Origin of the sequence: Pandoraea pnomenusa (assembly GCF_000767615.3) — a bacterium.
Classification (GTDB): domain Bacteria; phylum Pseudomonadota; class Gammaproteobacteria; order Burkholderiales; family Burkholderiaceae; genus Pandoraea; species Pandoraea pnomenusa.
On the sequence record NZ_CP009553.3, the window covers coordinates 870,065 to 893,788 of the forward strand.

Genomic DNA, 23,724 nt, shown 5'->3' on the forward strand with positions numbered 1-23,724 from the left:
GCGGCGGGCGACCCCTTAGGCGCGGTGGCCTGAGTCGGTGCCCAACACGATGATTTTCAAAGGATTTTCCCGGGCCGTGGCGTCGGGAGCGGGCTCGATTATCCACCGGAACCCCCTTGACTGGCAAGCCGACGCCCGGCTCAGCCGGGGCGCACGACCCGCGTGTCCTCCGGGGCGACCGGCTCGCCGCGCGCCGTGCTCGGCCGCAGCTCGGCCAGTGGCTCGCCGGTGCGCGTGTCGATGAGCGTCGAATGCGCCTCGCCTCGCGCGAACCGGTACTTCTCGCCCCATTGCCGCAGCGCCACGATCAGCGTAAAGAGTTCGCGGCCTTGCGCCGTCAGCACATATTCCTGGTATGCCGTGCCGTCCGAGGCGGGCTGGACCGACAGAATGCCGGCGTCGACCAGCGCGCGCAAACGCGTCGTGAGCATGCTGCGCGCCACCCCGAGGCTGCGCAGAAAGTCTCCGAAGCGGCGCACGCCGTCGAAGGCATCGCGCACGATGAGCAGGCTCCAGCGGTCGCCGATGATGTCGACGGTGCGGGCCACGGGGCAGGTGCCGGGCGACGGGGAAGTGGGTGTTCGAGGCATGAGCGATAGCGGTGAACCGGTGGCAAGCGTTGGCCGATGGCGCGAACGTTGGACCAATATAGGTTTCATTTTAAGACTGGTTTGGCTATCATCCAACAAGTCTTAATTTGAAACTGGATTGGGAGCTTTCATGTCATCGTGCCGAATGACGCAACCCGACGGGCATCCGCACGCCGCCGCTGCGCGAATGCCGCGCGCGCTGGTGGGGACTTTCGCCGGCGCGGCGGGGTTGAGCGTCGCAAACGTCTACTATGCGCAGCCACTGCTGGATACGCTCGCCGACGATTTCGGCATTTCGCGCGGTGTGGCCGGGAGTGTCGTTACCGCGACGCAGGTGGGGTGTGCGCTGGCGCTGCTCTTTCTGGTGCCGCTGGGCGATCAGTGGGAGCGGCGCCGCCTGATGCTCGTGCAGCTCGCGTTGCTGGCCGTGAGTCTCTTGGGGGTCTCGATGGCAACGTCCGCAGCCGGCCTGTTGTTGGGCATGGCGGCCGTTGGCCTGCTGGGCACGGCCATGACGCAGGGACTGATTGCCTTCGCATCGAGCGTGGCGGGCGAGCATGAACGGGGTCGCGTCGTCGGCGCCACGCAAGGGGGCGTGGTGGTCGGGCTGTTGCTTGCGCGGGTTATGTCGGGGGCCGTCGCCGATCTGGCGGGATGGCGGGGCGTCTACCTGGCATCCACCGCGGCGATGCTGGTGCTAGGCATCGTCTTGTGGCGAGTCTTGCCGCAGCAGGCGGTCGCGGACGAGTCGGGTGACCCGAAGGCGTCGCCCGTGGCAAGTCAGTCCTATGGCGTGTTGCTGCTGTCGATGTTCGAGCTGTTGCGCCACGAGCGCACGCTCCAGATTCGCGGGGCGATCGCGTTGCTGATGTTCATGGCGTTCAGCGTCTTCTGGAGCGCGCTGGTGCTGCCGCTGTCGGCCGCCCCATTTCACTTCTCGCACACGGCCGTCGGGGCCTTCGGCCTCGTGGGCGCGGCCGGTGCGATCGCGGCAGCCCGCGCGGGGGCGTGGGCCGACCGTGGATGGGCGCAGCGCACGACGGGCCTCTCGCTGGCGTTGCTCACGCTCGCCTGGCTGCCGCTGGCGGGATTGCACGCGTCGCTCGCGTGGCTCGTGCTCGGGGTGTTGCTCCTCGATCTGGCCGGGCAGGCGATTCACGTGACCAACCAGAGCCTCATCTTCGCCGCGCGCACGGACGCGCCGAGCCGCCTCGTCGGTGTCTACATGCTGTTCTATGCGACGGGAAGCGGCCTGGGCGCATTGGGGGCAACGGCCACGTATGCATCGTTCGGCTGGTCGGGCGTGTGCCTGCTGGGCGCCGGGGTCAGTCTTGCAGCGCTGGCGTTTTGGGCGCCAACGCTGCAATTCATGCCCGATGCCGCCTCGTCGACGTCGCCGTCAGCGCGGCTTGGCGCGTGACGGTTTGGCCGGCTTGGCGGGTGTCTGCGCGCGGGCCGTGGCCTTGGTGCCGAAAACGCCGGTCGTCTCCATGTCTTCGAGCCACGAGAGGGCGTCGGCATGGCGCAGGAAGTGGCGCAGATAATCGGGTGAGACATCGTGCATGAGCGACAGCGCACGATGCACCAGATGGTTGGAGTTGAGGGGGCCGGCGTTTTCGGGCACTTGCGCGAGCGACTGTCGCAGGTTGCCGTCCGTGCTCAGCTTCGACCATGTTTCGCGGAAGTATTCGAGCACGTCGAGATCCTCGAACGCGTCGTCCGTGGCGATGACGGTTGGCGTGATGGTCGCCGGCGCCGTACGCTGCACCGCAGCCTCTGCGCCGCGCGCATCGCGCTTGCCGGTGGCGGGTTGAGCCGACGCAGGAGGTACCGCGGGCGAAACGTCAGGCGCAGCACGTGAGGCGGGCGCCGATGCCGACCGACCGTTGGCGTCGAAGCGTCGCGCGATGTCCGCCGTCAGCGCGCGGAGCGTCGAAGCGGCTGGCGCGCCCGGTGCGGCGCTATGTGAGGGCGCCGGTTCGGCGGCGTTCGCGACGTCCTCGTCACCTGCATCCGACACCGACCCGGCAAAGGCGTCGACGAGTGCTGCGATCCTGGCGTCGAGCACACGTTGCACGCTGGCATCGCAGGCGCGACGGCGACGCGCGAGCGCTTCGATCCGATGGAAGCGCACGGGATCGCGCTTGTCGGCGCCCTGCGCGCGCCACGCGGCCAGTTGCGCCTCGATGTCGCGGGCCTGCGGTGCGGCGCCGGTCTGCACTTCGCCGTCGGCGGTGCCTCGCCCGACGCCCATCCCGCTAGCGTCGCGCTCGTCGGGCGCGGGGAATGTGTCGTCGCCGGAACTCGTCACGATGGTCTCGTCGCTCATGGCGTCACGACTTCGGCTTTGCCGCGTTACTGGCACTGCTGCGCGGCATCGGCGCGATTTCCACGCGGCGATTCTTCGCGCGTCCCGCTTCGTCGGCATTCGATGTGACGGGCTGCTCCGCCCCGAAGGCCGCCGAGAAGATCGACGACGGCGGCACGCCCGCGGCGATCAGCTCGCGCGTGACGGTCAGCGCGCGCTGGGCCGAGAGCTCCCAGTTGTCGGCGAACCGCCGGTTGGTTTCGCGCACTTGCTGATCGTCGGTAAAGCCGCTGACCATGAGAATCTCGTCGCTTGCCCGCAGATAGGCGGCCAGCGGCGCGGCGAGACTGCGCAACACCTCGCGGCCTTGCGGCTGCAACTGGTCGGAGTTCAGTGCGAAGAGCACGTTGCCGCTGATGCCGATGCGTCCGTTCACGAGCGTGACGCGTCCGCCGGCAAGCGGCCCGGCGAGCGCTTTCTCGAGCGTCTCGCGGCGCTGCGTTTCGGCGCGGCGCTCCTTCACCTCGCGCTCGAGCTTGGCGGAGAGTTCGATCTGCACGCCGATCACGCCGAGCATGATGAGCACGAAGGCGCCGAGCATCACCGACATCAGATCGCCGAAGACCGCCCACGTGGGCGCCGCGGCCCCGACGTCGCCGCTGTGTCCGATGTCCGCGTCGAAGTCGTCGCTCATGCTGCCACGCTACCCGGTTGTGCCCGCGTCCTTGCCAGATCCTGAAGATTTTCGAGGATCTGCTTTTGCGACATCACGCTCAGTTCCACGACTTCACGCGCCTGCGCGACGTAGTATCCGAGCTGCTCATCGCTGCGGGCCATGGACTTGTCGAGCGCGGTTTCGATCCGCTGCAGCTGTTCGAGCAACTGCGTGTTCGACTCGCCGAACGACTGCACCGCCGCGCCGAAGGCATCGCCAAGGCTGGCGATCTCGATCGCGCTGCCGGTGACCTGTGCCGATGCGGCCGCAAGCTTTTCCGTTTGTGCGGCAATGGCGTCGCCGAGATTCGCGCCGGCGCGCTCGAGCAGTTGCGCCGACGTGGTGACCAGTTCGTCGACGGCGGCGCGTTGCTCGTTGCCGGCGTGCTTCACGGTGTCGAGCAGTGTGCCCAGCGTATCGAGCAGACGCGAGCGTTCCTCCAGCATGGCGTTATCGCGTGCCATGCTGTCGGAGAGCTTCTGGCGCAGCTCGCCGATGATCTCGGCGGCGGCCTTGGGGGCTTCCGATGCGGTTTGCACCAGACGCGAGATTTCCGCGATGGTGTCGCTCGCGTTGGCGCGGGTTTGCTCCGACATCTCCAGCGCGGTACGCGCGAGCGTGTCGCAGATCGCCTGTTGCTGGCTGGCCGTCTGCGCGCCCACCTGTTGCCATTCGGCGCGCAGCGTGGCGAGCGTGCCCTCGAGCGTTTGGGTCCAGGCGGACAGACGCTGCGTTTCGCGCTGGGCGGTGGCGTCGTGATGGGCGGCGTTCGCTTCGCTCAGCGCCTGCATCAGCGACGCGCTGTGCTGCTCGAATGCGCTGGTCGTGGCGGCCACCAGTTGCTGGCTGCCGTCGGCGAGTCGTTCGTTGCTGCGCGCGTGTTCCGCGACGGCCTCGCGCCATGTCTGCGCGACGTTGGCCGAAGTCGAGTCCATCTGGGCGGCCACGCTGTGGAGCAATTGTTCGGCGCGCATCTCGAAGGTTTGCGCAAATTGCGAGAGGGCGGCGGCGAGATCGCGCGCCAGTGCCTCATTGGCCGACTGTTGCGCGACGAGCGCCTGCTTCCACTCGCCGGATACGACCGCGGCCGTCTCGGAGACGTTAAGCATCGCGCCTTCGGTGCGTTGGCTGACACCGTCGATCAGGTGTGCCGAGCGTTGTTCGAAGGTGTCGGTAAAGCGCGCGAGCGCGGTGGCCAGTTCGGTGCCGAGTGTGGCGTTGGCCTGCTGTTGCAGCGCGATGGATCGATCCCAGGCCTGCGCCACGCGTTCGTGCGCGCCGCTGACACTGCCGCTTGCCGCATCGAGCTTGGCGGCCACGTCTCCGAGCAGGGCGCCGGAGCGGGCTTCGAACGTTTGCGCGAAGCGCTCCAGCGCGGCACCGAGGTCCTGCGTGAGGGCGTCGTGCGAGCGTTGCTGTTGGGCGAGTGCGTGCTCCCAGGCCTGCGCCACCGTCGTCTGCGCGGTGGCAATGCTGCCGGTGGCGTTGTCCAGTCGCGCGGTGACGTCCGCCAGCAAGCCGGCGGAACGCGTCTCGAACGCCTGGGCGAACTGCGCGAGCTTCGCGCCGAGATCGCGGGCGAGCGCGTCATGGGTTTGCTGCTGGGTGGCGAGCGACGTTTCCCAGGTCTTCGCCACGTCCGCGTGCGAGGCGCTGACCCGATCGGTGGCGGATTCTAGGCGTGCGGCAACGTTGTCGACGAGTTGGGCCGAGCGCGTCTCGAAGGTCTCGGCGAATTGCGCGAGCGCGGTGCCGACGTCCTTCGCGAGGGCGTCGTGGGTGCGCTGTTGCGTGGCGAGCGAGGTCTCCCACGTTTGCGCCACGTCGGCGTGCGCGCTGCTCACCTGCCCGGTGACGGATTCGAGGCGCGTGGCGACATCGTCGACGAGCCGCGTGGCGCGCGTCTCGAACGTTTGCGTGAAGTCGCCGAGGGCGGCGCGCAGATCGGTCGCGAGCGACGCGTTGGTGCGCAACTGTGCGTCGAGCGAATCCTTCCAGACATTCGCCACGCGTGCGGTGGTGGCTTCGAAGCGATCGGACAGGCCGTCCATGCGATCCTGCACGGCGGCGGACACCGTCTGGTGCCAGTTGGCCGTCTCGCGGGCGAGGCTGGCCATGGTCGCCTCGACTTCCGGACGAATGGCCGCGCCGGCGGCGCTGGCGGTGGTGGCGACGCTGTCCTTCAGATACTGCTGCATCGCCTCGGTGAGCTGTGCATAGGAGGCGTCCGTTCGGGCGTGCAGGGCGTCCTGGTTCGCCGCGAGGCGTTCGCCCAGCGCCAGACTCTGGCGCTCCATCGACGCCATCATCGCCTGCAGACGGTCGACCAGCGCCGGCATGGCCGTTGCCTGCTGCTGAAGCAATTGCAGCGTGGTTTCGCGCTGATGCTGTTGCGAGAAGCCGCGCAGGGTAGTGACGATGCGCGCGTCGAGCGTCTGCACGACCTGGGCGCGCTCCTTGCGGGCGAGGGCGGCGAGCAAGCCGAGCATCGCCGATGTGGCGACCCCCGCTACCGACGTGCCGAACGCGAAGCCGAGTCCCTTGACGGGCGAGGCGAGCGAGGCGCGGATGGCTTGCAGGTCGGTCGCGCCTTCGAGTGCGATGCCGGTGCCGCGCAGCGTGGCGGCCATGCCGAGGAAAGTGCCGAGCATGCCGAGCAGCACGAGCAGGCCGACGAGGTACGGCGTGAGGGCGGGGCCGGGCAGACCGACGCGCTCGCCTTCCACGCGCAGTCGTACCGCGGTGCGCACGCCGGCGGGCAGCGTGTCGAGCCAGGCGGGCAGTGACGCCGGCGGTGCGTTCAGGCTCGCGACGGCGCCTGCCAGCGCGTTCGTCGTCTGATGAAAGCGCTTGAGTTCGAGCGCGCCGATGAGATAGACGGCCGCGATGAGCAGCGCCACGGCGAGCGCGAGCGTATTGGTGCCGGCATAGCCGATGGCAATCCAGGCGACGACGGCCAGACCTGCGACAAAGGCAACGAGATCAACGAGGTAACGGGTCATGTTGTCCGGGTTCACTTACGTTTTCGCCTGTGCGAACCGAGGCGAGGGCGGCGATGAGCCCTTCGAGCGGTTCGAGGCGGATGTCCAGTTCCGCGAGCAGGATGCTCTGCATATCCCGGTGGAAGGTGTCGAGCCACGTGCCGGCGGGCGCGAGCGGCGGTGCGCCCGGCACGCGCGGGGCGGCGAACGCCGCCTGTTCCGTATCGCGCAGCCGCGTGAAGTGCCCTTCGAGCAGGTTCGGCACGCTTGCGAGCAGTGTGCGCTCACGTGCGCCCATCACGCGCTCCATGACGGCGTCCACGCTGGCGAGCCGAGCGGCCTCCGGCGATTGCGTTGCGAGCTGCGCGCGAAGCCGGGTGCGCAGGGCGCCGATCGCCGTATCCATCGTCTGCTGCGACGTTGCGTAGCGCTGGCGATAGGCCGGGAACTCCGCGAACGAGGCCGCGCGCTGGCGCTGTGCCGCGCTCAGGGCGCGAATTTGCCCGCCGGGGGCCGCGGCCAGACCGCAGTCGCGGGCGATGGCGGCGGCAAGCTCGGTTCGAACGCGTGCCACTTCGCCCGCCGGATCCTGGGCGGCCGTACGCGCGCCGGGCATTGCGGCGGGCGGCGTGGCTTTGAGGGCCGACGACAGGGCGATGGCGTCGGTCCAGCCCAGCCACTGACTCATGCGGTCCGAGAGCGACGGCGCGGCCTCGGGCGGCGCGAACGTGCTCAGGCGGGCCAGCGAGCGTATGAGTGTGGGGGCGCTGATAACGGGACGCCGGGACACTTGCACCATTCCACTGGGGGGTCGAAAACCCAGCAGTTTACACTGCGCGCGGCCCGCGTCCCCGGCGGCCCGGTCCGGCGGGGGATTGACGGGCGCGTGAGCCTCTGGATGGCGGGTGCGCCGGGCCGGTCCAAACATCGCGCGATCGGATGGCGATGGGGGCGATGGGCTTGCGATGGGTGCGCTACGGTGATCGGGGCGGGCCGCGTCCGGCCGAGGTCGGCGCCGCGGACGGAGGGAGCGACGGGCTTTTCCGCCGACTGTGATTTATCTCAGTTTTCAGCCGGGGACCCGGGGTATATCGTTGACCCAACTCGCGACAAACGCGAAACGACCAAGCGAAAACCGGAGGTGTGAAATGGCTGCAATTGGACCGATCTGCGACGCACTGGTGACTGTGGGCACGTGGGCTAGCCGGGCTGCACCGGTGGCGAAGTTCTTCTCCGACGTGGCAAGTCTCTTCATGTAAGGCGCAACGCGCGCAACCGAACCGAACGACGACTGGAGGTGTGACATGGCTGCAATTGGACCGATCTGCGACGCACTGGTGACCGTGGGCACGTGGGCCTCCCGGGCCGCCCCGGTGGGGAAGTTCTTCTCCGACATGGCAAGTCTCTTCATGTAAGGCGCGACGCGCGCAACCGAACCGAACGACGACTGGAGGTGTGACATGGCGATGATTGGACCGATTTGCGACGGGATGGTGGTAGTGGGAACCTGGGCGATGCGCATCAAGCCCTTCGCGCAATTCGTTGCCGACGTTGCGGGCCTCCTGTAACTCGCCTGGGGCGAGATCGAGACAAGTCAAAGTCATCAACGGGGGTGTGAAATGGTCTGGGGAATCATGGTGCAGGGACTGACGTCGATCGGCTCGTGGATTGCAGGACACATGCCGATCGTCGATCTCGTCGGGCAAAGCGTGGCGCACTGCATCTGACAGGAAGTCGGACGGCGACAGTCGATGCGGCGTCCGTGGCAGCGGGCTTGCGTGGGATGCTTGTGGCGAAAGTCTGCGCAGCAAGCGCTGACTGAGGCGTCAGGGAGATCCGTCAGTCAGCGAGGCGCGGGCGGGGAGAGGCGCCGGACGGATCAGGACGTCGGGCACGCGGCGTCGGGTGCCTGAGCGAGTCCCGAGCGCAGGTAGGGGAGCAGGCTGGCGAGGCCGAGCGTGGCCATCGCGGCACCGATCCATAGCGGCGAGCGCATGCCATAGCCTGCGTCGATGGCGGCGCCACCGGCCCAGGTGCCGAAGGCGAGGCCGGCGGTAATCACCGACGTATGCATCGTGTTGACGAGCGGGCCGGGCGTAGCGGCGCGCATCACGCGGGCGACCATGGCGGGATTGAGCGACACCCCCGTCAGACCGATGGCGGCAAAGGCGGCGATGCCGACCGGCGTCGACTGCGCCCACAGCGCGAAGCTCACCAGCGCGAGTGCGAGTACTGACAAACCGGCGACCAGAACGGTCAGCGTGTGACGGTCTGCAAAGCGTCCGGCCACGGCGTTGCCGATGATGTTGGCCACGCCGTACATGGCGAGCAGATTGGGAATTGCGGCGGCGGAGACGCCGGCGACATTGAGGAAGATCGGCGAGAAGTAGCTGAAGGCGGCAAACGTCGCGCCGATGATGAGACCGCTCGTGGCGAAGGCGGCCCAGAGCGGGCGATTGCGCAGCGAACGGAATTCGGCGGCGAGGCTGATCGCCTGACGATCCTGCTTTTGCGTGGCGGGCGCCCGCCAGACGATCACGATCGTGCACATCGCGGCCAGCGCGGCAACGAGCCAGAAGCTGGCGCGCCAGCCATAGTGTTGCTCGATGAAGGCGGTGAGCGGCACGCCGACGACCGGCGAGAACATCAGTCCCCCGAGCACGAACGAGGCGGCGCGTCCGCGCACCGAGGGGGCGACCAGATCCGCGCACAGCGTGAGTGCGACGCCGAAAGTGGCCGAACTGGCCACCCCCATGACGATCCGCGCGAGGGCCATCGCTTCGTAGCGTGTGGCGAGGGCCGCGAGCACGCCCCCGGCGACATTGATCGAGAGCAGCCAGACGAGGGCGCGCTTGTGCGGGGTGCGCAGGGCGAGCAGCAAGGCGGTGAGGACCGGGCCGCCGATCGCCATGCCCAGGGCGTAGAGCGAGATGAGATTGCCGATGTCGCCGATGCCGACGTGCATCGCTTGCGAGAGGGCGGGCATCATGCCGGCGACCATGAATTCGGCGGTGGTCATCGCAAAGACCGTCAGTCCGAGCAGGTAGACGACGGGGGGCATCGCCGTTTTTTGTGTCATATCTTTAACGATCATTCCAATTTTTGCTGTTCGAGGGGCTCGCGAGGTGTCGGGCGTAGGGGAGGATTGCGCTGACGGCTCGCGAGGCGCGGATGTGGGGGTCAGAGCACGGCGAGCGCGCCTTCGAGGACGTCTTCGAGGAAGGCGCGGTCGGTGACGGTGCGTCCGAGCGTGCGCAGGCCGTAGTAGTTCGACAGGAACGTGCGGGCGACGAGGACTGGCGAGCGGTCGGTGGAGAGTTCGCCGTTGTGTTGACCGACGGCGATCAGGTGAACGATCACCTGTTCGAGCCGGGCGAGATATGCCTGGCTGAATTGTCGGACTTTCGGGTCCTTGCCGCCGCGCTCGAAGGCGGCGAGCAGGGCCATGCAGCCACGTTGCCGGTCGGGATCGAGGTCTTCGTCGATGCCCCATTGCATGAGCGCGCGCAACCGGTCCTTGACGGGCCCCGGCGCGTTCAGGATGTCGACCTGCTTCTGAAGCCCGAGTGCCTGATAGCGTTCGAGGGCTTCGTGATAGAGGTTGAGCTTGTTGCCGAACGCGTTGTAAAGACTGCCGCGCCCGAGGCCGGTGCCGTCGACGAGCGCCTGCGCCGAGGTGCCTTCATAGCCGTGGGTCCAGAAGACGTCCATGGCGGCGTCGATGACGGCTGCGTCGTCGAATTCTCGGGGTCTTCCGCTCATGATGGGATCCGTGGACAGGTGTGAAGGAAACTGCACGCGCGAACGCGGTGTGTCGTCGTTGCCACGACTATAGGTGGTTTTTGACTGATCGTTCAAATAACCGGATGGCGGTTGTGGATTTTGGGGGGATGGCGAGCTTGCGGTGCCGTTGTGTCACCTCCGCTCGATACCCATTTCGTTTTCGGGTTTCGGAACGGGACGGGCTTGCTTGCTCAGGTGCCTTAATCGTGAGCAGGTGAACCGGGCGCCCAGTCGCGCTCGTTGATCCACATGCGGCCATTCGATCCCCAGTAGCACACGACGTTCTGGCCGGCACTGGCGTCGCTCACGGACGGGCTGAAGCCATGCGCCCGACTGCGGGCGAAGACGATTTTCGCCTGATGCGTGTTGCTGCATCCACCGACATAGTCGAGCGTGCCGATCCAGAGCTTGTGTCCTGGCGCGTCGGCACGCCGTTGTGACCACTTCTCCAATTCGCGCTCGACATCGGCGTCGTACGTTGGGGCATAGACCTCCTCGTGCGCAATGCCGTCGAGCAGCGACGCGAAGGCGACGCCGCTGGTGATGCCTTCCAGCGTGGCCGAGCCGGTGGCGTTCTGCATGACGAGGATCTTGTCGGGGAAGGCTTCGCGAAGTTCGCGCACGAGATCGAGCGCGCCTTGCTGGCAAGCGGCGTCGCAGGGGCCATTGGGGGTTCGCACGCCGTGTTCGATGAGTTCGAGATTATCGAGATAGAAGCCGTCGACGCCTTGTGCGATCAACCGCGGCGCGACATACGAGACGATGAGCTTGCGGTACGCCGGGTTGGACGGGTTCATCCAGGTCTCATCGCGGTAGCCGTTGTAGCGCCCCAGATGCGCGGGGTGATTGCTGCCGCAGGGGACGAAGCCGGCGGGGGCGTGGTGCCAATAAGCGCGAAAGCGCTCGCAGGCGCCGAGATTGAGATAACTGATGACGCGGTTCTTGCCGCCGGCTTTGAGCGTGGCGATCTGCGCGGGCGTGACGTTGCCTTGATCGGGATCGGCGTCGATATCGACGAGTCGGAAGGTGTTCGCCATGCGAGCGAGGTCGAGGCGGGCGACGTTGCCGTAGTAGCTGACCCACGGGGCGCCGACACCGATATCGCGCCCGGTCGGTGCGGCGACGGCCGCGCGAGGCGGTGTGGGCGTTTGCGCCGACGCCACGTGTGTCGCGAAGGCGAGGAGGGTGAGGAGGGCGGGAAGGGCGGGAAGTAGGCGCGTAACGCGGCGCAGCCATGAACTCGCCTCGGCCCGCGCATGATGCGAGACACCGTGCAGACCGACTTGCCGAGCGTGAGTCGTCATGGATGCGATAGACGCAAAAAAGCCGTCTGTGCGACGGCTGATCGATGAGTGCTGCGAACGCTGCTGAAACATGCTGTGGAGCGGGCGATGGGAATCGAACCCACGGCTCTAGCTTGGGAAGCTAGGGTATTACCATTATACGACGCCCGCGAAGAACGTCATTTTACGCGGGGAATGGGGCGTTTGGCAATCTGTGCGTTTTGTCGGTGGGTGCGATTCTGGGGTGAGAGTCTTGGGATCGATTCCCATCGCAGGCGCTTTTTGAGATTCCGTTTGGTCCGATTTCATGGCGGTATTAGACTTTCGCGATTCGCAATAAGCACAATTCGGGGGAGGTCGAGAGTGGAGGTCACTGGTCAGGGGGATGCAAATTTGGAGCTTCGTGCGGGAGCGGTCTATATCGGTGTACGGACATATTTTTCTCGGTCATATCTTCATGGAGCTGCTATGTTCGCGCGCGAAGCTCACGCTATCGAGGCACGGTACTTAGAAACTCACAAACACGAACGCGTTAACGAGCATCTAGCAAAGGTCGTTGCTTCGGTCATGATGAGCACCTCATCAATCGAAGCGTTTGTTAACGAAATATTCGCAGACGCAGCAGAGCGCTTCCCAGGATACGTCGATGACATGAGCCTCGCGGCTCTTGCATCGCTCGGAGCAGCGTGGGAAAGCGACTCGTTTGAAAGGCTGCGTACGCTTGAAAAGTACTCGGAGTTGTTGGCTCGCTGCGGATGTGCCCCTATAGACAAGGGGGGTCGGCAGTACCAAGACGTGAAAATTCTCTTGGACGTACGCAACTCGCTCACACATATGAAGTTGCGTACGTATGGGTTGCCAGAGAACCAAACGAAGTGGTTGATAGCATTAGAGCGAGATCTGACTTCTCGTATTCGCTCCAACCCGATGTACGGGGAAGGTAACCCTTTTTTCCCGGATCGTCTTCTCGGTCATGGGTTCGCGGAGTGGGGAGTGATCACTGCCCGCAGGTTCATGTTAAGAGTTGCTGGTCTGATCGGTCTTCCGAAGACGGCGATTACCCTTGGCGAGCCTGAGTATTTAACGCGTACGTGATGAGTAATCGGTCAGGAAAATTGCGAGATTGCCCCCAGAAGTACCCCCACCATTCGCGTCGACCAGCTGCAACACCACGTAATACGCGAGATTCGCCAACTAGGTTTGCAGCTAATCTATCTAGGGACTGGAGTTGCCCCTGTAACTCAGGACACGTGGACACCGTTAGGTTGATGACGCCGCTGCTCGCCTGAACTCGCGAGGCGAGCGGTATTTCAGGGCTTTGTGCGGGTGGCGCTCATTGTAATGTTCAAACGCAATGGCCAGACGCGAGAGCGCCGTTGGCGCGTCGGGCTTGTCCATATAGGCGACGTAATTGTGCTTCATGGTCTTCACGAACGACTCTGACCTGCCCCCTGCAAACAGGGCCAGCCGTGACCTGCTCCCCCAGAGTTCTCACCTGCAGATCAGCACGCGTGACCCGCTCGTATGAAGTCGCGCCAGGCCGACCGCATCCCTCAAATGAACGATGCGCCGCCGCGACGCGTCCTCCTAGAATCCCCGAAAGTCAAAATCCAATAACGGGGAGCGAAAATGAGAACAGATCGTTGGCAGCGGCGTCTGGCCGGCATTGCGACAATCGCGCTGGCCGTCATGCTTGCGGGCTGCGGATTGCCCGGACCGACGCACAAGACCGGCGTTCCGGTGGCCCTGGATGACCGTCCCGACTGCTCGGTGTACGGGGTTTGGGAGCGCTACACGTGGTCCGGGGAATGTCAGGGCGGTCTGACCAGCGGGAACGGCACCCTGCTCGGCTACGGCGGCTCGACGCTCATGATGCGTTACGACGGCGAAATGAAGGCGGGCCTTCGCGACGGCGTGGGCGAGCTATGGATGAACGGGGAGAAGTTCAACGGCGGCCCCACAACACGATCCGGACGCTTCTCGCGCGGCAACCTCATCACCGGCGCCGAAACCAACGGCTACAGCGTCCGGAACTATACCGACGGGAAGAACGCCAGCACGACCTACAAACCCAGGGAGAGCGAGTCGTCCTCCAGCGTGGGGACGGCACTCGCGATGGTAGGCGCGGCAATGCAGGGCGTGGCCGCCGGCGGTGGCAGGAACGCCGCACAACTCGCCGCGCTGGGCACCGCCATGCGCGGCAGCACGCAATCCACCGTCGAGGGCGTTTCGCCGAATCCGTCCGCGGGATCGCGCAGCGATCTGAACCCCACTGTGCCCGCTGCCAACCAATGCGTACGTCTGAGTCGCACGAAGTATTCGATCAATTTCACCAACACCTGCGATTTCCCGGTGGCGGTCCGCTACTGCTTCGTCAATCTGTCGGGCGCCAGCCGACTGGATGCCAGCACGGGCGTACTCAAGGACGCCCTCTGCGGAGCCAGGACCGCCTACCCCAGCGCAACGCCGTCGATCATGCCCGGCGGTACCGACTCGCAGGTGGCGCCGAACAACGCCTCACCCATCCACTTCGTGGCGTGTCCATCCAGCGATATCCGAGCACAAAGCCATATCGAGTGGGACGGTTCGGCGCTGCGAGGCACGTGCGGCGGCATCCTGTCGAAAGACACCGTGCCGAACGGGCCGCTCAAAAAGGCGGGCGCCATCCGTTAGCGGCGTGATGGCGCCCATGCGTCCAGCGGCGCCGCAAGGCAACAACGCGGCGCCGAGCCGCGTGGTATTTCGCATGCACGCCTGGCGCCGTCGGAACGCATACGGTGCCCGATTGGCACCCGCCGTTAATCGTCGGCGAGCCGCGCGGTATTCGCCCGCGTCGGCGGTGTGGCTGCCAACAGCTTGTAAAGCATGAACGCCCCCGCGCCGCCGCTGGCGAGCGCCAACAACCACGCAATTGCCGGAAGGTCGAAAACACTCGGCGTCGTCTCGTCGGAAGGAAGATGCATCGTGAGCGCCACCACCGACGTGTTGTAGAACATGTGCAGCAGAATGCCCGGCACCAGCGAGCGCGTGCGTTCGTACATCTTCCCGATGATCAGCCCGATGATGAGCGCCACCACGAACTGGTACACGTTCAGGTGCGCCAGCCCGAACACCGCGGCCGAGTGAGCGATGGCCGTGCCCGCCGGATACTGACGCAGAAAACTGCGCAGGATGATCCCGCGATACAGCATCTCTTCGACGAAGGGAGCAATGAGGCAGACCATTGCGAAGGCGCCGAGCCCGCCCTTTGCATACACGTCCGCGCTGCTTTGCAGCCATCCGCCCATCGGAAACAGCTTTTCCAAGCCCGTACCGATTACGGTAATGACCAGCAACAGCCCCGGCGTCAACAGCGCGATGGGCAGCGTGAACAACCCCACTGTTGCGCGAATTGACCCGCGTCCGCCCTGAAACAGCGCCCGATAACTAAGTTTGCTGTGATGCAGTACCACGCAGAAGACCACACCGTAGGCAAGCACGCGGCCGATGCTGTATGCGGCCATCGGCCGGATGCCGACGACATAACTCAATTGAACGATGATGGCGTCGGTGATCATCTCGACGAAATAGAGGGCGATCACCACAAAGAACGCTTCCAGTAGATTCGGAAAGCAGTATTCCCCCGGTCTGGCTTTCATTTTTTTATGATTCTCTGATCTGATGGTTATCGTCACGCCCGGTGAAGCTCGCGACTCCCCCGGGACGCGGGTCGCCCTGGTGAGCGACGCCGGCACTCGAATGCCGTCTTGACTTGCGACACCGACGAACCCCCGCTCGCCCGTGTCCAACAGCATGATGCCGAAAAAATGCCCGTCAATATTTCGAAAGATGCTTAGGCATATGAAGCGATACGGATTATCGCAGGCGTAAGGCAACCCGCGAAGCGAGATGTCACCGGTTGCCGCATTGCGCCGTCATTGCGAGGGGCAGCCCCGAGTCCTATTCAGTACAGGCCTGCCAGGGTGTTTTTCTGTAAGTCGCGGTCATAGGTCTCGCCGTCGAAATGCCCGCCGCTCAGCCGCTTGTGCATCGCGCCGGTGCTGGGAAGCGTCTCTCGCGGGATCTGCGATGCGGGGTCCCAAAGACGCGATCGAACGACGGCCTTCGCACAGTGAAAATACGCGGCGTCGATGGTCACGACGATGACGGTCTTCGGCAGTTTGCCGTTGACCTCGAACTGGACGAGCAGATCGGGGTCCACGGAGATTCGTGCACGACCGTTCACGCGCAGCGTCTCACCAACGCCGGGGATCAGGAAGAGCAGCGACACGCGCGGGTCGCCGACGATGTTGCGCAAATTGTCGATCCGGTTGTTGCCGGGACGATCAGGCAGGGCGAGCGTTCGCTCGTCGAGAATCCGAACGAAGCCGGCGCCATCGCCTTTCGGCGAGCAATCGGTGCCATGGGCGCCGACCGACGCGAGCACGACGAACGGGCTTGCCTTCACAAAAGCCTGATAGTCCTCGTTGAGGTACGTCAGCTCCTTCCATATCGCACGCTCGCCCGGCGCGCCGTAAAGGGTCTCGAGCTGTTCCACGCTGCTCACGTCATGACTCATGCCGCGCTCTCTCCGTATTCGGTCCGTCGATGGGAAATGCGGGCCGGCTGGCCCGCAGGGGCGGTCGGCCTGAACTCCCGGCGAACGCCTCCCACGCTTTTACCACATTGACGCTCATCGGCGCAGACAACGCGTCGAGCGCATCGCCGATCAATGGCGTCGCGCATTGATGCGCGTTTTTCATGTGCGCTTGCGATCAGTATTTCTGCGTATGGGGCGCACGTAGCAATGCGGATTTCCCAGCATTTTTGATCGGATATATCTGGTGATGGATTCACAAGGAGACGTTTAGGTTAACGAATTAAATAATTAATGGGAGACAAGCATGAACGGCATGCTTTCGAAATATCGCTGGTGCGCTGCGGTTGTCGTGTTGACGTTCGGCCACACGACGGTCGCGGCGCCCCCTGTCGGGACGTACTGCGACACGCCGTCGCGCTGTACGAACCCGATGACCTTGGGTGGCATGGTCACCTCGTCGAACCATCTGGCGACACAGGCGGGACTGAAAGTCCTTCAGCGAGGCGGGAATGCCGTCGATGCGGCCATCGCCGTCGCCTCGACGATTTCCGTCGTGTACCCGCAGATGAATACGATCGGCGGCGACAACTTCTGGCTCATCTACAACGCGAAAACGAAAACGCTTCGGGCGCTGAATGCCAGCGGCCGCTCGGGTGAGCACGCCACGCTCCAGTTCTACAAGGACAAGGGGTTGAGCGCGATTCCACCGCGCGGCTACCTGTCGGTCAACACGGTGCCCGGCGCGGTTTCAGGTTGGGATGCGGCCTATCGCTACGCACGGACATCGATGGGGAACAGCCTCCCCTGGCGCGATCTGCTGAGCGACGCGGTGCACTATGCGAAGGAGGGCTTCGTCGTGACGCCGTCGCTGGCGAAATGGGAGGCGATCAACGTCGATACGTCCGACCCGGTGTATCGCAATCTCCAGCAATACGAGGGTTTCCGGAAGATCTTCCTCAAGCCCGGCGGCAAGCCATATCAGCTCGGCGAGACGCTCAAGCAGCCGGAACTGGCCGGCACGCTCGAACAGATTGCGCGGCAAGGCGCGGAGGTGTTTTACAAAGGCGAGATTGCACACAGGATCGTGAGCGACCTGCAGGCCAACGGCGGCATGCTCACGCTCGACGACTTCGCGCGCCATCGCGCGGACTGGGTCGAGCCGATTACCGTGAAATACCGGGGCTTCGACGCTTACAATTTCCCGCCGAACACGCAGGGATTCGCATCGCTGGAAATCCTCAACATCCTGAACCGGTTCGACGTGAAGTCGCTCGGCGAGGGCACGGCGGACTATTACCACCTGATGGTGGAGGCCACGAAGCAGGCGTTCGCGGATCGCGATCGGTATCTTTCCGATCCGGACTTCGTCGAGATCCCGCTGCATGCGCTGCTGTCGACCCGGCACGCCGAAGCGCAGGCCGCGCGCATCGACATGGCGCGCGCGAACAATGACGTGAAGCCGATGGACCCGAAAGGAGACACGGTCTGGTTCGGCGTGGTGGATCGGGACGGTAACGCCGTGTCGCTGATTCAAAGCATCTACTACGACTTCGGTTCGGGCATTGTGCCGAAGGGCACGGGCATCCTCATGCAGAATCGCGGATCGTTCTTCTCGCTCGATCCGAAGCACGTCAACCATCTCGAACCGCGCAAGCGCACGTTCCACACGCTCAATCCCGCGATGTTGCTCAAGGACGGCAAGCCATACCTGGTCTACGGCACGATGGGCGGCGAGGGGCAACCGCAAACGCAGGCGGCGATCGTGACCCGCATCGTCGATTTCGGCATGTCGCCGCAGGATGCGATCAACGCACCGCGCTGGCTTTACGGCCGCACCTGGGGCGTGTCGTCCAACGATCTCAAGATCGAAGGTCGGGTGTCCGCCGTCGTGACGGACGAACTCAGGCGTCGCGATCAACCGGTGAAGGTGGTGGAACCGTTCACCGACACGATGGGACACGCGGGCGCGATCCTCATCGATCCGGTCACGGGCGTGCGACAAGGCGCGTCGGACCCGCGCGGCGACGGACTCGCGGCAGGGGACTGAGGGCGCCGCACGCACCGCGCCTTGCAACGAAACCCGGTGCGTGCCGCGCGCAGACCGACGCCCGCGGGCAACGCGGACTTACGCCTGCCGGCGCGTCGCGTCTGCCCGATTTGCCGCGATCCCCGACTGCACGGCCGGGCGCGCTTCGATCTGCGCGAGCCACCGCTGCAGATGCGGGAACGGGGTGATATCCAGGTCCAGTTCATGATGCGTGCGCAGCCAGGCGAACGCGGCGATGTCGGCAATCGAATAGTCGTCGGTCGCGAGGTAGGCGGACACGGCCAGACGGGCATCGACCACGCCGATCAGCCGCAGCGACTCCTTCCGATAGCGCGCGATGGCTTCCTCGTTGCCCGTTTTCGATCCGTGCAGAAACCACCACAACTGCCCCAGCATGGGGCCGATGCCGCCAATCTGGAAATGCAGCCATTGGTTGACCGCTAACGCCTTTGCCTGCGTCATGGGCTGCAACACGCCAGTCTTCGCGGCCAGATAGGTCAGGATCGCGCCGGACTCGAAGACAGTGAGATCGCGCTCGTGATCGACGATCACCGGAATCTTGCCATTGGGATTGCGTTGCAGAAAATCGGGGCGCTTCTGTTCCCCGGCGGACAGGTCGACATCCACCTGCCGATAGGGCAATGCCGCTTCATGGAGATACAGGCTGACCTTGAGGCCGTTCGGGGTGTCGGCGGTGTAAAGCGTGAGTGACGGATTCATGCGATGGCTCCGGGAGACAAAATCGAGTGCGTGGCGAGCAACGCGATTGCCACGATTTGCGATTGCAAATACAATGATTGTAAGTGCAATCCTATGGGTTTTCCGTCAGCTTCACAAGGTGGGGGGAGGCAACATGACAGCGGTGTCGGGGCGAGGCGGTCTTGCGGCGAATGCCGGGACACGGCGAGCGGCGCTTGCCGGTATCGGGAGGCTGATGGCAATGCAGACTGGCGCGGCGCTCGCGGCGCACGCGGCGTCGCCATCGCGAGCGCTCGATCGAATGCTGCATGCCCTCGCGCAGGGGGAAGCGCCCGAACGGATCTGGGTCGTGGATGCCGCCATGCGAGACGCAATCGGTACATCGCAGAACGACAAGACGATGCCGGGGGCCCTGTCGAGCGCCGTCGCGACCTGGTTTCGCGACCCGGCCTCGTTCGAGCGGCCGCTGCTGTATCGGCTGCGCGCGCCGTCATTGCATGCCGTGCTGTCCGCAGGCGTGGAGGTCAAGGGAATGGCGCGCGCGGCGCGGGCGGCACCGAGCGGGCGAGGCATCTTCCTCAACGAGGCGAGTGTGGCGTCGGGCGACCGGCGCTCGCGCGTGCGCCCCGAGCTGCCGCTGTGGCTCGCGGCGCAATCGGAATGGCTGCCATACGACCCCGCATCGGCACAGGAACTTCGGGCCTTGCTGTGCGAGGCACTCGACGCGTTATACGTGCGCGGCGAGTCGGGGTTCTGCTACCTGAGCGCGCACGACGCATCGGGCACCGATGGGCCTGCCCTGAGCAAGACCGATGCGATTGACGCGTTTCGGGGCATGTATCGTGTGCGGGCAATCCCGCGGACGCACCCCCCTTACGCGATTCGCCTGTGCGGCGCAGGCGGCGCCATGGCCAACGTTCTGGAGGCTGCCCGCTGGCTGCAACTGGATTGGGGCGTGGCCAGCGAGATCTGGAGTTGTCCGAGCTACACGCGTCTGGCGCGCGAGGCCGCGCAGTCGGCGCATCGGTCGTTGCTTGGTGCCGACGCCCGGGTCGAGACGGCGCACCTGTCCCGTTGCCTGGCCGGCAGCGCCATGCCGGTGCTCGCGGTCACCGGCTATGCGAGGCACATCGCCAACCAGATCGGCGCTTTCGTGCCCGCGCGCTTTGCGGCCCTGGGCGGAGACGACGTCGACGTGGGCGTGGACGACATCACGCCGGGCGAGGCGCCGGGCGTGCGTTGGATCGTCCTCAATGCGCTGCGCCTGCTCGTGAGCGACGGCGCGATACCGGCGACACGCATCGCGCAGGCGACACGGCGCTACGGCATGGCCTGACGGGCGATGCCGCGCCGGGACAGCGCGTCGTGGCCTTCATCTACTTCGCCTCTTTCGCATTGGCCGGCAAGGTCTTCGCCGCGGCACTGGCACGATCGAGCGCCTCGGCCACCGGCGCAATGTCGCGATCCCGGAACTGGCTCAGGAAAAGTTCCGAAACGGTGGACTGGTACACCTTCCACATCTTCTTGCGCAGTGCACGGCCCTTGTCGGTGATGGTGGCGTAGGCCGCGCGTCCGTCGTCGGGATCGCGCGTGCGCGTGACGAGCGCTTCCTGCTCCAGCCGATCGATCAGGCGCGTGAGGTTGTACCGCTCGATGGCCAGCACGTCCGCCAGCTCATGCATGCGCCGCGTGCCCTGCGGCCCGCTCTCCAACCCCCAGAGCGCGTCGTACCAGGCATAGGCGGGCAACCCCGCCTGCGCCAGCCGGCGCTCGATCTCGCGAATCATCGTGCGGTGCGCCCGCACGAAAGAGAACCAAAGATCGGGTTCGGTCGTACTCATGAATGTCCTCTTGTGGTATTCGATGTTCGCTTGTGAGTTGCAGTTGCAATTGTACATCGCTAGAATGGCTTGCGAGACGATTGCAAATGCAATTCAATGCGTCGTTGCCATTTCGTTTTGCTGTTCCTGCTGGGGCACCCGACGGGTTCCCGGTGATTCCAAGGAGATCTGTCATGACCCAATTGCCCGTGGCGGCGAGTGCCGACACCGATATTCAGGAGACACGCGAGTGGCTCGACGCGCTCGAGGGCGTGACTGCCGTGGAGGGCCGCTCGCGCGCGCACTTCCTGATCGATCGTCTGGCGGCGTGGGATTTCGCGCGTCACGGCGACTTCCACGGCCGCGTGACCACGGACTACGTCAATACGATCCCGGTCTCGCGTCAACCGGCCTATCCCGGCGATCTCGCCATCGAGCGACGCCTGAATGCATTCATTCGCTGGAATGCCATGGTGATGGTGTTGCGAGCGGGGAAGCACTCGAACGTGGGCGGGCACATCGCAACCTATCAGTCGGCGGCGGTGCTGTACGACGTCGGCTTCGATCACTTCTTCCGGGGGCGCACCGAAGCGTTCGACGGCGACATGATCTACGTGCAGGGGCACTCGGCACCGGGGATCTACGCGCGCGCCTTCGTCGAGGGGCGCCTCTCCGAGGCCCAGCTCGACAACTTCCGCAGAGAGGCAGGGCGCGATGGCATTCCGTCGTATCCGCATCCGCGCCTGATGCCCGACTTCTGGCAGTTCCCGACGGTGTCGATGGGGCTCGGTCCGATCACGGCCGCCTACCAGGCGCGCTATATGCGTTATCTCGAATATCGCGGTCTCAAGCCGCATCAGGGACGCAAGGTGTGGGCGTTCCTGGGCGATGGCGAGATGGACCAGCCCGAAGCGCTGGCGGCGATCTCGCTGGGCGGGCGCGAGCGGTTGGACAACCTCATCTTCGTGGTCAATTGCAACCTGCAGCGACTGGACGGTCCCGTGCGCGGCAACGGCAAGGTCATCCAGGAGCTTGAAGGCACGTTCCGTGCGGCGGGCTGGCACGTGATCAAGGTGATCTGGGGCAGCGGCTGGGACGACTTGCTCGCGCGCGATACGCACGGGCTGCTTCGCGAGCGGATGATGGCCTGCGTGGACGGCGATTATCAGACGTTCAAGTCGCAGAACGGCGCGTATGTCCGGGAGCACTTCTTTGGCACGTCGCCGGAATTGCTGGCGATGGTCGCGCACCTGAGCGACGACGAGATCTGGCAACTCGCGCGCGGCGGCCACGACGCCCTCAAGGTGTATGCCGCCTACGCACAGGCGATGCAGACCGAGGGGCGTCCCACGGTGATTCTGGCCAAGACGGTCAAGGGTTTCGGCATGGGCGAAGCGGGCGAGGGGCAAAACGTCAATCACCAGCTCAAGAAGATGAGTGCCGACGCGGTGCGTGCATTCCGCGATCGCTTCGACCTGCCGGTGAGCGACGATCAACTCGCCGAGATGCCATATCTGCGTCCTGAACCCGACAGCGAACTGGCGCGCTACTTCGCCGCGCGTCGTGCCGCCATGGGCGGCCATCAGCCGGCGCGCTTCGGCCTGCGCGCGCCGCTCGCGATTCCTCCGCTCGATGCCTTCGCCGGGCAGCTCAAGGACTCGGGCGAGCGAGCCATGTCGACGACGATGGCATTCGTGCGCATCCTCACAACGCTGCTCAAGGACCCCGAGATCGGCAAGCGCGTGATTCCCATCGTGCCGGACGAGTCGCGCACCTTCGGGATGGAGCCGCTGTTCCGTCAGATCGGCATCCATTCCTACCTCGGCCAGCGCTACACGCCCCAGGACGCCGGACAGCTCAGCTACTACAAGGAAGCCAGGGACGGCCAGATCCTGCAGGAGGGCATCAACGAGTCGGGCGCGATGGCGTCCTGGATCGCGGCGGGTACGTCCTACAGCACGCACGACTTTGCCACGATCCCGTTCTACATTTTCTATTCGATGTTCGGGCTGCAACGCGTTGGCGATCTCGCCTGGGCGGCGGGCGACGCGCGAACGCGCGGCTTCCTGCTGGGCGCCACGTCGGGGCGGACCACGCTCATGGGCGAGGGCCTGCAGCATGACGACGGCCACAGCCATGTGCTGGCGTCGGTGATTCCGAATTGCGTGTCCTACGATCCGACGTTCCAGTACGAGCTGGCCGTGATTCTGCAGGACGGCATGCGACGCATGTATGTCGAGGACGAAGACGTGTATTACTACGTCACGCTGCTCAACGAGAACTATGTGCATCCGGCAATGCCTCAGGGCGCCGAGCCAGGCATTCTCAAAGGGCTGTATCTGCTGTCGACGTCCGAGGCCTCGGGCGCAGACGCGCCTCGCGTGCAGTTGATGGGCAGCGGCGCGATTCTGCGCGAAGTGATGGCCGCCGCCGAACTGTTGCGCAGCGACTATGGCGTGTCGAGCGACATCTGGAGCGCGACGGGCCTGACCGAGGTACGTCGGGAGGGGCTGGCGGTGCAGCGCTGGAACCTGCTGCACCCGGATCGGTCGCCGCGCGTGCCTTACGTGGCGCAGTGCCTGGCGGACCGGCCGGGGCCGGTGGTGGTGGCCACCGACTACATGAAAATCGTCGCCGACCAGATCCGGCCGTTCATTCAAGACCGGCGGTTCGTGTCGCTGGGCACGGACGGCTTCGGGTGCTCCGACACGCGCGAATCGCTGCGCGCCTACTTCGAAGTCGATCGTCACTTCATTGCACTGGCGGCACTCGGTGCACTGGCCGATGCTGGCACCATCGACCGCGAGCGGGTAGGCGACGCCATTCGTCGATACGGCATCGACCCCGAGAAGACCGATCCCTCGACGGTGTAACGCCGGGCACCGAAGCTCGCGTGCGGGGGCGGCGCTCGCGTCCCCC

At 65.2% G+C, this 23,724-nt stretch carries 18 protein-coding genes, 1 tRNA gene and 1 pseudogene; 6 read left to right on the plus strand and 14 right to left on the minus strand.

Features of this window, described 5'->3' with window-relative positions; genetic code table 11:
* Positions 1-140: 140 nt before the first annotated feature.
* Positions 141-590 carry a winged helix-turn-helix transcriptional regulator gene (locus LV28_RS28020; protein WP_023872277.1) on the minus strand — a complete coding sequence of 150 codons (450 nt, stop codon included), beginning with the start codon at positions 588-590 and terminating at the stop codon, positions 141-143.
* A 130-nt stretch (positions 591-720) separates the two neighbouring features.
* Between LV28_RS28020 and LV28_RS28025 the strand changes: the two genes are divergently transcribed.
* Positions 721-2,010 (plus strand): MFS transporter, encoded by a 1,290-nt coding sequence (locus LV28_RS28025; protein ID WP_038618751.1) that lies wholly within the window; start codon positions 721-723, stop codon positions 2,008-2,010.
* On the opposite strand, the gene LV28_RS28030 is transcribed toward LV28_RS28025, so the two are convergent.
* The 8 genes from LV28_RS28030 to LV28_RS28070 form a co-directional block, all read right to left on the minus strand.
* Positions 1,990-2,919, minus strand: coding sequence for a DUF2894 domain-containing protein (locus LV28_RS28030; protein WP_025250286.1), 930 nt, complete (start codon positions 2,917-2,919; stop codon positions 1,990-1,992). The genes LV28_RS28025 and LV28_RS28030 overlap by 21 nt on opposite strands.
* Before the next feature lie 4 nt (positions 2,920-2,923).
* A complete protein-coding gene (locus LV28_RS28035) occupies positions 2,924-3,592 on the minus strand; it encodes an OmpA family protein (protein ID WP_023594299.1) in 669 nt (222 codons plus the stop codon).
* On the minus strand, positions 3,589-6,615 hold the full coding sequence (locus tag LV28_RS28040) for a DUF802 domain-containing protein (RefSeq protein WP_038618748.1): 3,027 nt from the start codon (positions 6,613-6,615) through the stop codon (positions 3,589-3,591). The genes LV28_RS28035 and LV28_RS28040 overlap by 4 nt, the downstream gene beginning before the upstream one ends.
* Positions 6,596-7,393 carry a DUF3348 domain-containing protein gene (locus tag LV28_RS28045; protein ID WP_023594301.1) on the minus strand — a complete coding sequence of 266 codons (798 nt, stop codon included), beginning with the start codon at positions 7,391-7,393 and terminating at the stop codon, positions 6,596-6,598. Before LV28_RS28045 ends, LV28_RS28040 begins: the two co-directional genes overlap by 20 nt.
* Positions 7,394-8,473: 1,080 nt before the next feature.
* The gene (locus tag LV28_RS28055) at positions 8,474-9,673 is read right to left on the minus strand and encodes an MFS transporter (protein ID WP_038618741.1); all 1,200 of its coding nucleotides are present in this window, start codon (positions 9,671-9,673) and stop codon (positions 8,474-8,476) included.
* A 101-nt stretch (positions 9,674-9,774) separates the two neighbouring features.
* Positions 9,775-10,356 carry a TetR/AcrR family transcriptional regulator gene (locus tag LV28_RS28060; protein WP_023872271.1) on the minus strand — a complete coding sequence of 194 codons (582 nt, stop codon included), beginning with the start codon at positions 10,354-10,356 and terminating at the stop codon, positions 9,775-9,777.
* 221 nt (positions 10,357-10,577) lie between these two features.
* Positions 10,578-11,540 carry a glycoside hydrolase family 191 protein gene (locus tag LV28_RS28065; RefSeq protein WP_023594307.1) on the minus strand — a complete coding sequence of 321 codons (963 nt, stop codon included), beginning with the start codon at positions 11,538-11,540 and terminating at the stop codon, positions 10,578-10,580.
* A 217-nt stretch (positions 11,541-11,757) separates the two neighbouring features.
* A tRNA-Gly gene (locus tag LV28_RS28070) sits at positions 11,758-11,831 on the minus strand.
* Between the two features lie 297 nt (positions 11,832-12,128).
* Between LV28_RS28070 and LV28_RS28075 the strand changes: the two genes are divergently transcribed.
* Positions 12,129-12,755: a hypothetical protein gene (locus LV28_RS28075; RefSeq protein WP_058371625.1), complete on the plus strand. Its 627-nt coding sequence runs from the start codon at positions 12,129-12,131 to the stop codon at positions 12,753-12,755.
* Positions 12,756-12,920: 165 nt separating this feature from the next.
* Here the strand turns inward: LV28_RS28075 and LV28_RS48285 are convergent.
* Positions 12,921-13,115: pseudogene (locus LV28_RS48285) on the minus strand (integrase core domain-containing protein); the annotation flags it as partial.
* A 174-nt stretch (positions 13,116-13,289) separates the two neighbouring features.
* Here LV28_RS48285 and LV28_RS28080 point away from each other — a divergent pair.
* A complete protein-coding gene (locus LV28_RS28080; protein ID WP_038618735.1) occupies positions 13,290-14,333 on the plus strand; it encodes a hypothetical protein in 1,044 nt (347 codons plus the stop codon).
* A gap of 125 nt (positions 14,334-14,458) precedes the next feature.
* Here the strand turns inward: LV28_RS28080 and LV28_RS28085 are convergent, their stop codons facing one another.
* A complete protein-coding gene (locus tag LV28_RS28085; protein WP_306630107.1) occupies positions 14,459-15,454 on the minus strand; it encodes a CPBP family intramembrane glutamic endopeptidase in 996 nt (331 codons plus the stop codon).
* Positions 15,455-15,603: 149 nt separating this feature from the next.
* Entirely contained in the window at positions 15,604-16,218 is a 615-nt protein-coding gene (locus LV28_RS28090; RefSeq protein WP_023872264.1) for a pyridoxamine 5'-phosphate oxidase family protein, read from the minus strand.
* A 451-nt stretch (positions 16,219-16,669) separates the two neighbouring features.
* Here LV28_RS28090 and ggt point away from each other — a divergent pair, with 451 nt between their 5' ends.
* Positions 16,670-18,286 (plus strand): gamma-glutamyltransferase, encoded by a 1,617-nt coding sequence (ggt, locus tag LV28_RS28095; protein WP_115344576.1) that lies wholly within the window; start codon positions 16,670-16,672, stop codon positions 18,284-18,286.
* Between the two features lie 78 nt (positions 18,287-18,364).
* Here the strand turns inward: ggt and LV28_RS28100 are convergent, their stop codons facing one another.
* Entirely contained in the window at positions 18,365-19,006 is a 642-nt protein-coding gene (locus LV28_RS28100; protein ID WP_023872260.1) for a glutathione S-transferase family protein, read from the minus strand.
* Positions 19,007-19,220: 214 nt separating this feature from the next.
* On the opposite strand from LV28_RS28100, the gene LV28_RS28105 reads away from it, so the two are divergent.
* The gene (locus LV28_RS28105; protein ID WP_048806441.1) at positions 19,221-20,321 is read left to right on the plus strand and encodes a transketolase-like TK C-terminal-containing protein; all 1,101 of its coding nucleotides are present in this window, start codon (positions 19,221-19,223) and stop codon (positions 20,319-20,321) included.
* A 40-nt stretch (positions 20,322-20,361) separates the two neighbouring features.
* On the opposite strand, the gene LV28_RS28110 is transcribed toward LV28_RS28105, so the two are convergent.
* Complete coding sequence (locus LV28_RS28110; RefSeq protein ID WP_023872258.1) at positions 20,362-20,826, minus strand: MarR family winged helix-turn-helix transcriptional regulator; 465 nt, start codon at positions 20,824-20,826, stop codon at positions 20,362-20,364.
* 173 nt (positions 20,827-20,999) lie between these two features.
* Between LV28_RS28110 and aceE the strand changes: the two genes are divergently transcribed.
* Positions 21,000-23,678 (plus strand): pyruvate dehydrogenase (acetyl-transferring), homodimeric type, encoded by a 2,679-nt coding sequence (gene aceE / locus LV28_RS28115; protein ID WP_038618729.1) that lies wholly within the window; start codon positions 21,000-21,002, stop codon positions 23,676-23,678.
* Positions 23,679-23,724: the final 46 nt, after the last annotated feature.

Excerpts from the sequence above, each read along its gene's own strand:
- LV28_RS28075 (WP_058371625.1), top strand. The coding sequence starts at position 12,129 with ATGTTCGCGCGCGAAGCTCACGCTATCGAGGCACGGTACTTAGAAACT.
- LV28_RS28025 (WP_038618751.1), top strand. The coding sequence starts at position 721 with ATGTCATCGTGCCGAATGACGCAACCCGACGGGCATCCGCACGCCGCC.
- LV28_RS28105 (WP_048806441.1), top strand. The coding sequence starts at position 19,221 with ATGGCAATGCAGACTGGCGCGGCGCTCGCGGCGCACGCGGCGTCGCCA.
- LV28_RS28055 (WP_038618741.1), bottom strand. The coding sequence starts at position 9,673 with ATGACACAAAAAACGGCGATGCCCCCCGTCGTCTACCTGCTCGGACTG.
- LV28_RS28035 (WP_023594299.1), bottom strand. The coding sequence starts at position 3,592 with ATGAGCGACGACTTCGACGCGGACATCGGACACAGCGGCGACGTCGGG.
- LV28_RS28080 (WP_038618735.1), top strand. The coding sequence starts at position 13,290 with ATGAGAACAGATCGTTGGCAGCGGCGTCTGGCCGGCATTGCGACAATC.
- LV28_RS28100 (WP_023872260.1), bottom strand. The coding sequence starts at position 19,006 with ATGAATCCGTCACTCACGCTTTACACCGCCGACACCCCGAACGGCCTC.
- aceE (WP_038618729.1), top strand. The coding sequence starts at position 21,000 with ATGACCCAATTGCCCGTGGCGGCGAGTGCCGACACCGATATTCAGGAG.
- LV28_RS28045 (WP_023594301.1), bottom strand. The coding sequence starts at position 7,393 with ATGGTGCAAGTGTCCCGGCGTCCCGTTATCAGCGCCCCCACACTCATA.
- LV28_RS28090 (WP_023872264.1), bottom strand. The coding sequence starts at position 16,218 with ATGAGTCATGACGTGAGCAGCGTGGAACAGCTCGAGACCCTTTACGGC.
- LV28_RS28085 (WP_306630107.1), bottom strand. The coding sequence starts at position 15,454 with ATGCTGTTGGACACGGGCGAGCGGGGGTTCGTCGGTGTCGCAAGTCAA.
- LV28_RS28040 (WP_038618748.1), bottom strand. The coding sequence starts at position 6,615 with ATGACCCGTTACCTCGTTGATCTCGTTGCCTTTGTCGCAGGTCTGGCC.
- LV28_RS28030 (WP_025250286.1), bottom strand. The coding sequence starts at position 2,919 with ATGAGCGACGAGACCATCGTGACGAGTTCCGGCGACGACACATTCCCC.
- LV28_RS28110 (WP_023872258.1), bottom strand. The coding sequence starts at position 20,826 with ATGAGTACGACCGAACCCGATCTTTGGTTCTCTTTCGTGCGGGCGCAC.
- LV28_RS28020 (WP_023872277.1), bottom strand. The coding sequence starts at position 590 with ATGCCTCGAACACCCACTTCCCCGTCGCCCGGCACCTGCCCCGTGGCC.
- ggt (WP_115344576.1), top strand. The coding sequence starts at position 16,670 with ATGACCTTGGGTGGCATGGTCACCTCGTCGAACCATCTGGCGACACAG.
- LV28_RS28060 (WP_023872271.1), bottom strand. The coding sequence starts at position 10,356 with ATGAGCGGAAGACCCCGAGAATTCGACGACGCAGCCGTCATCGACGCC.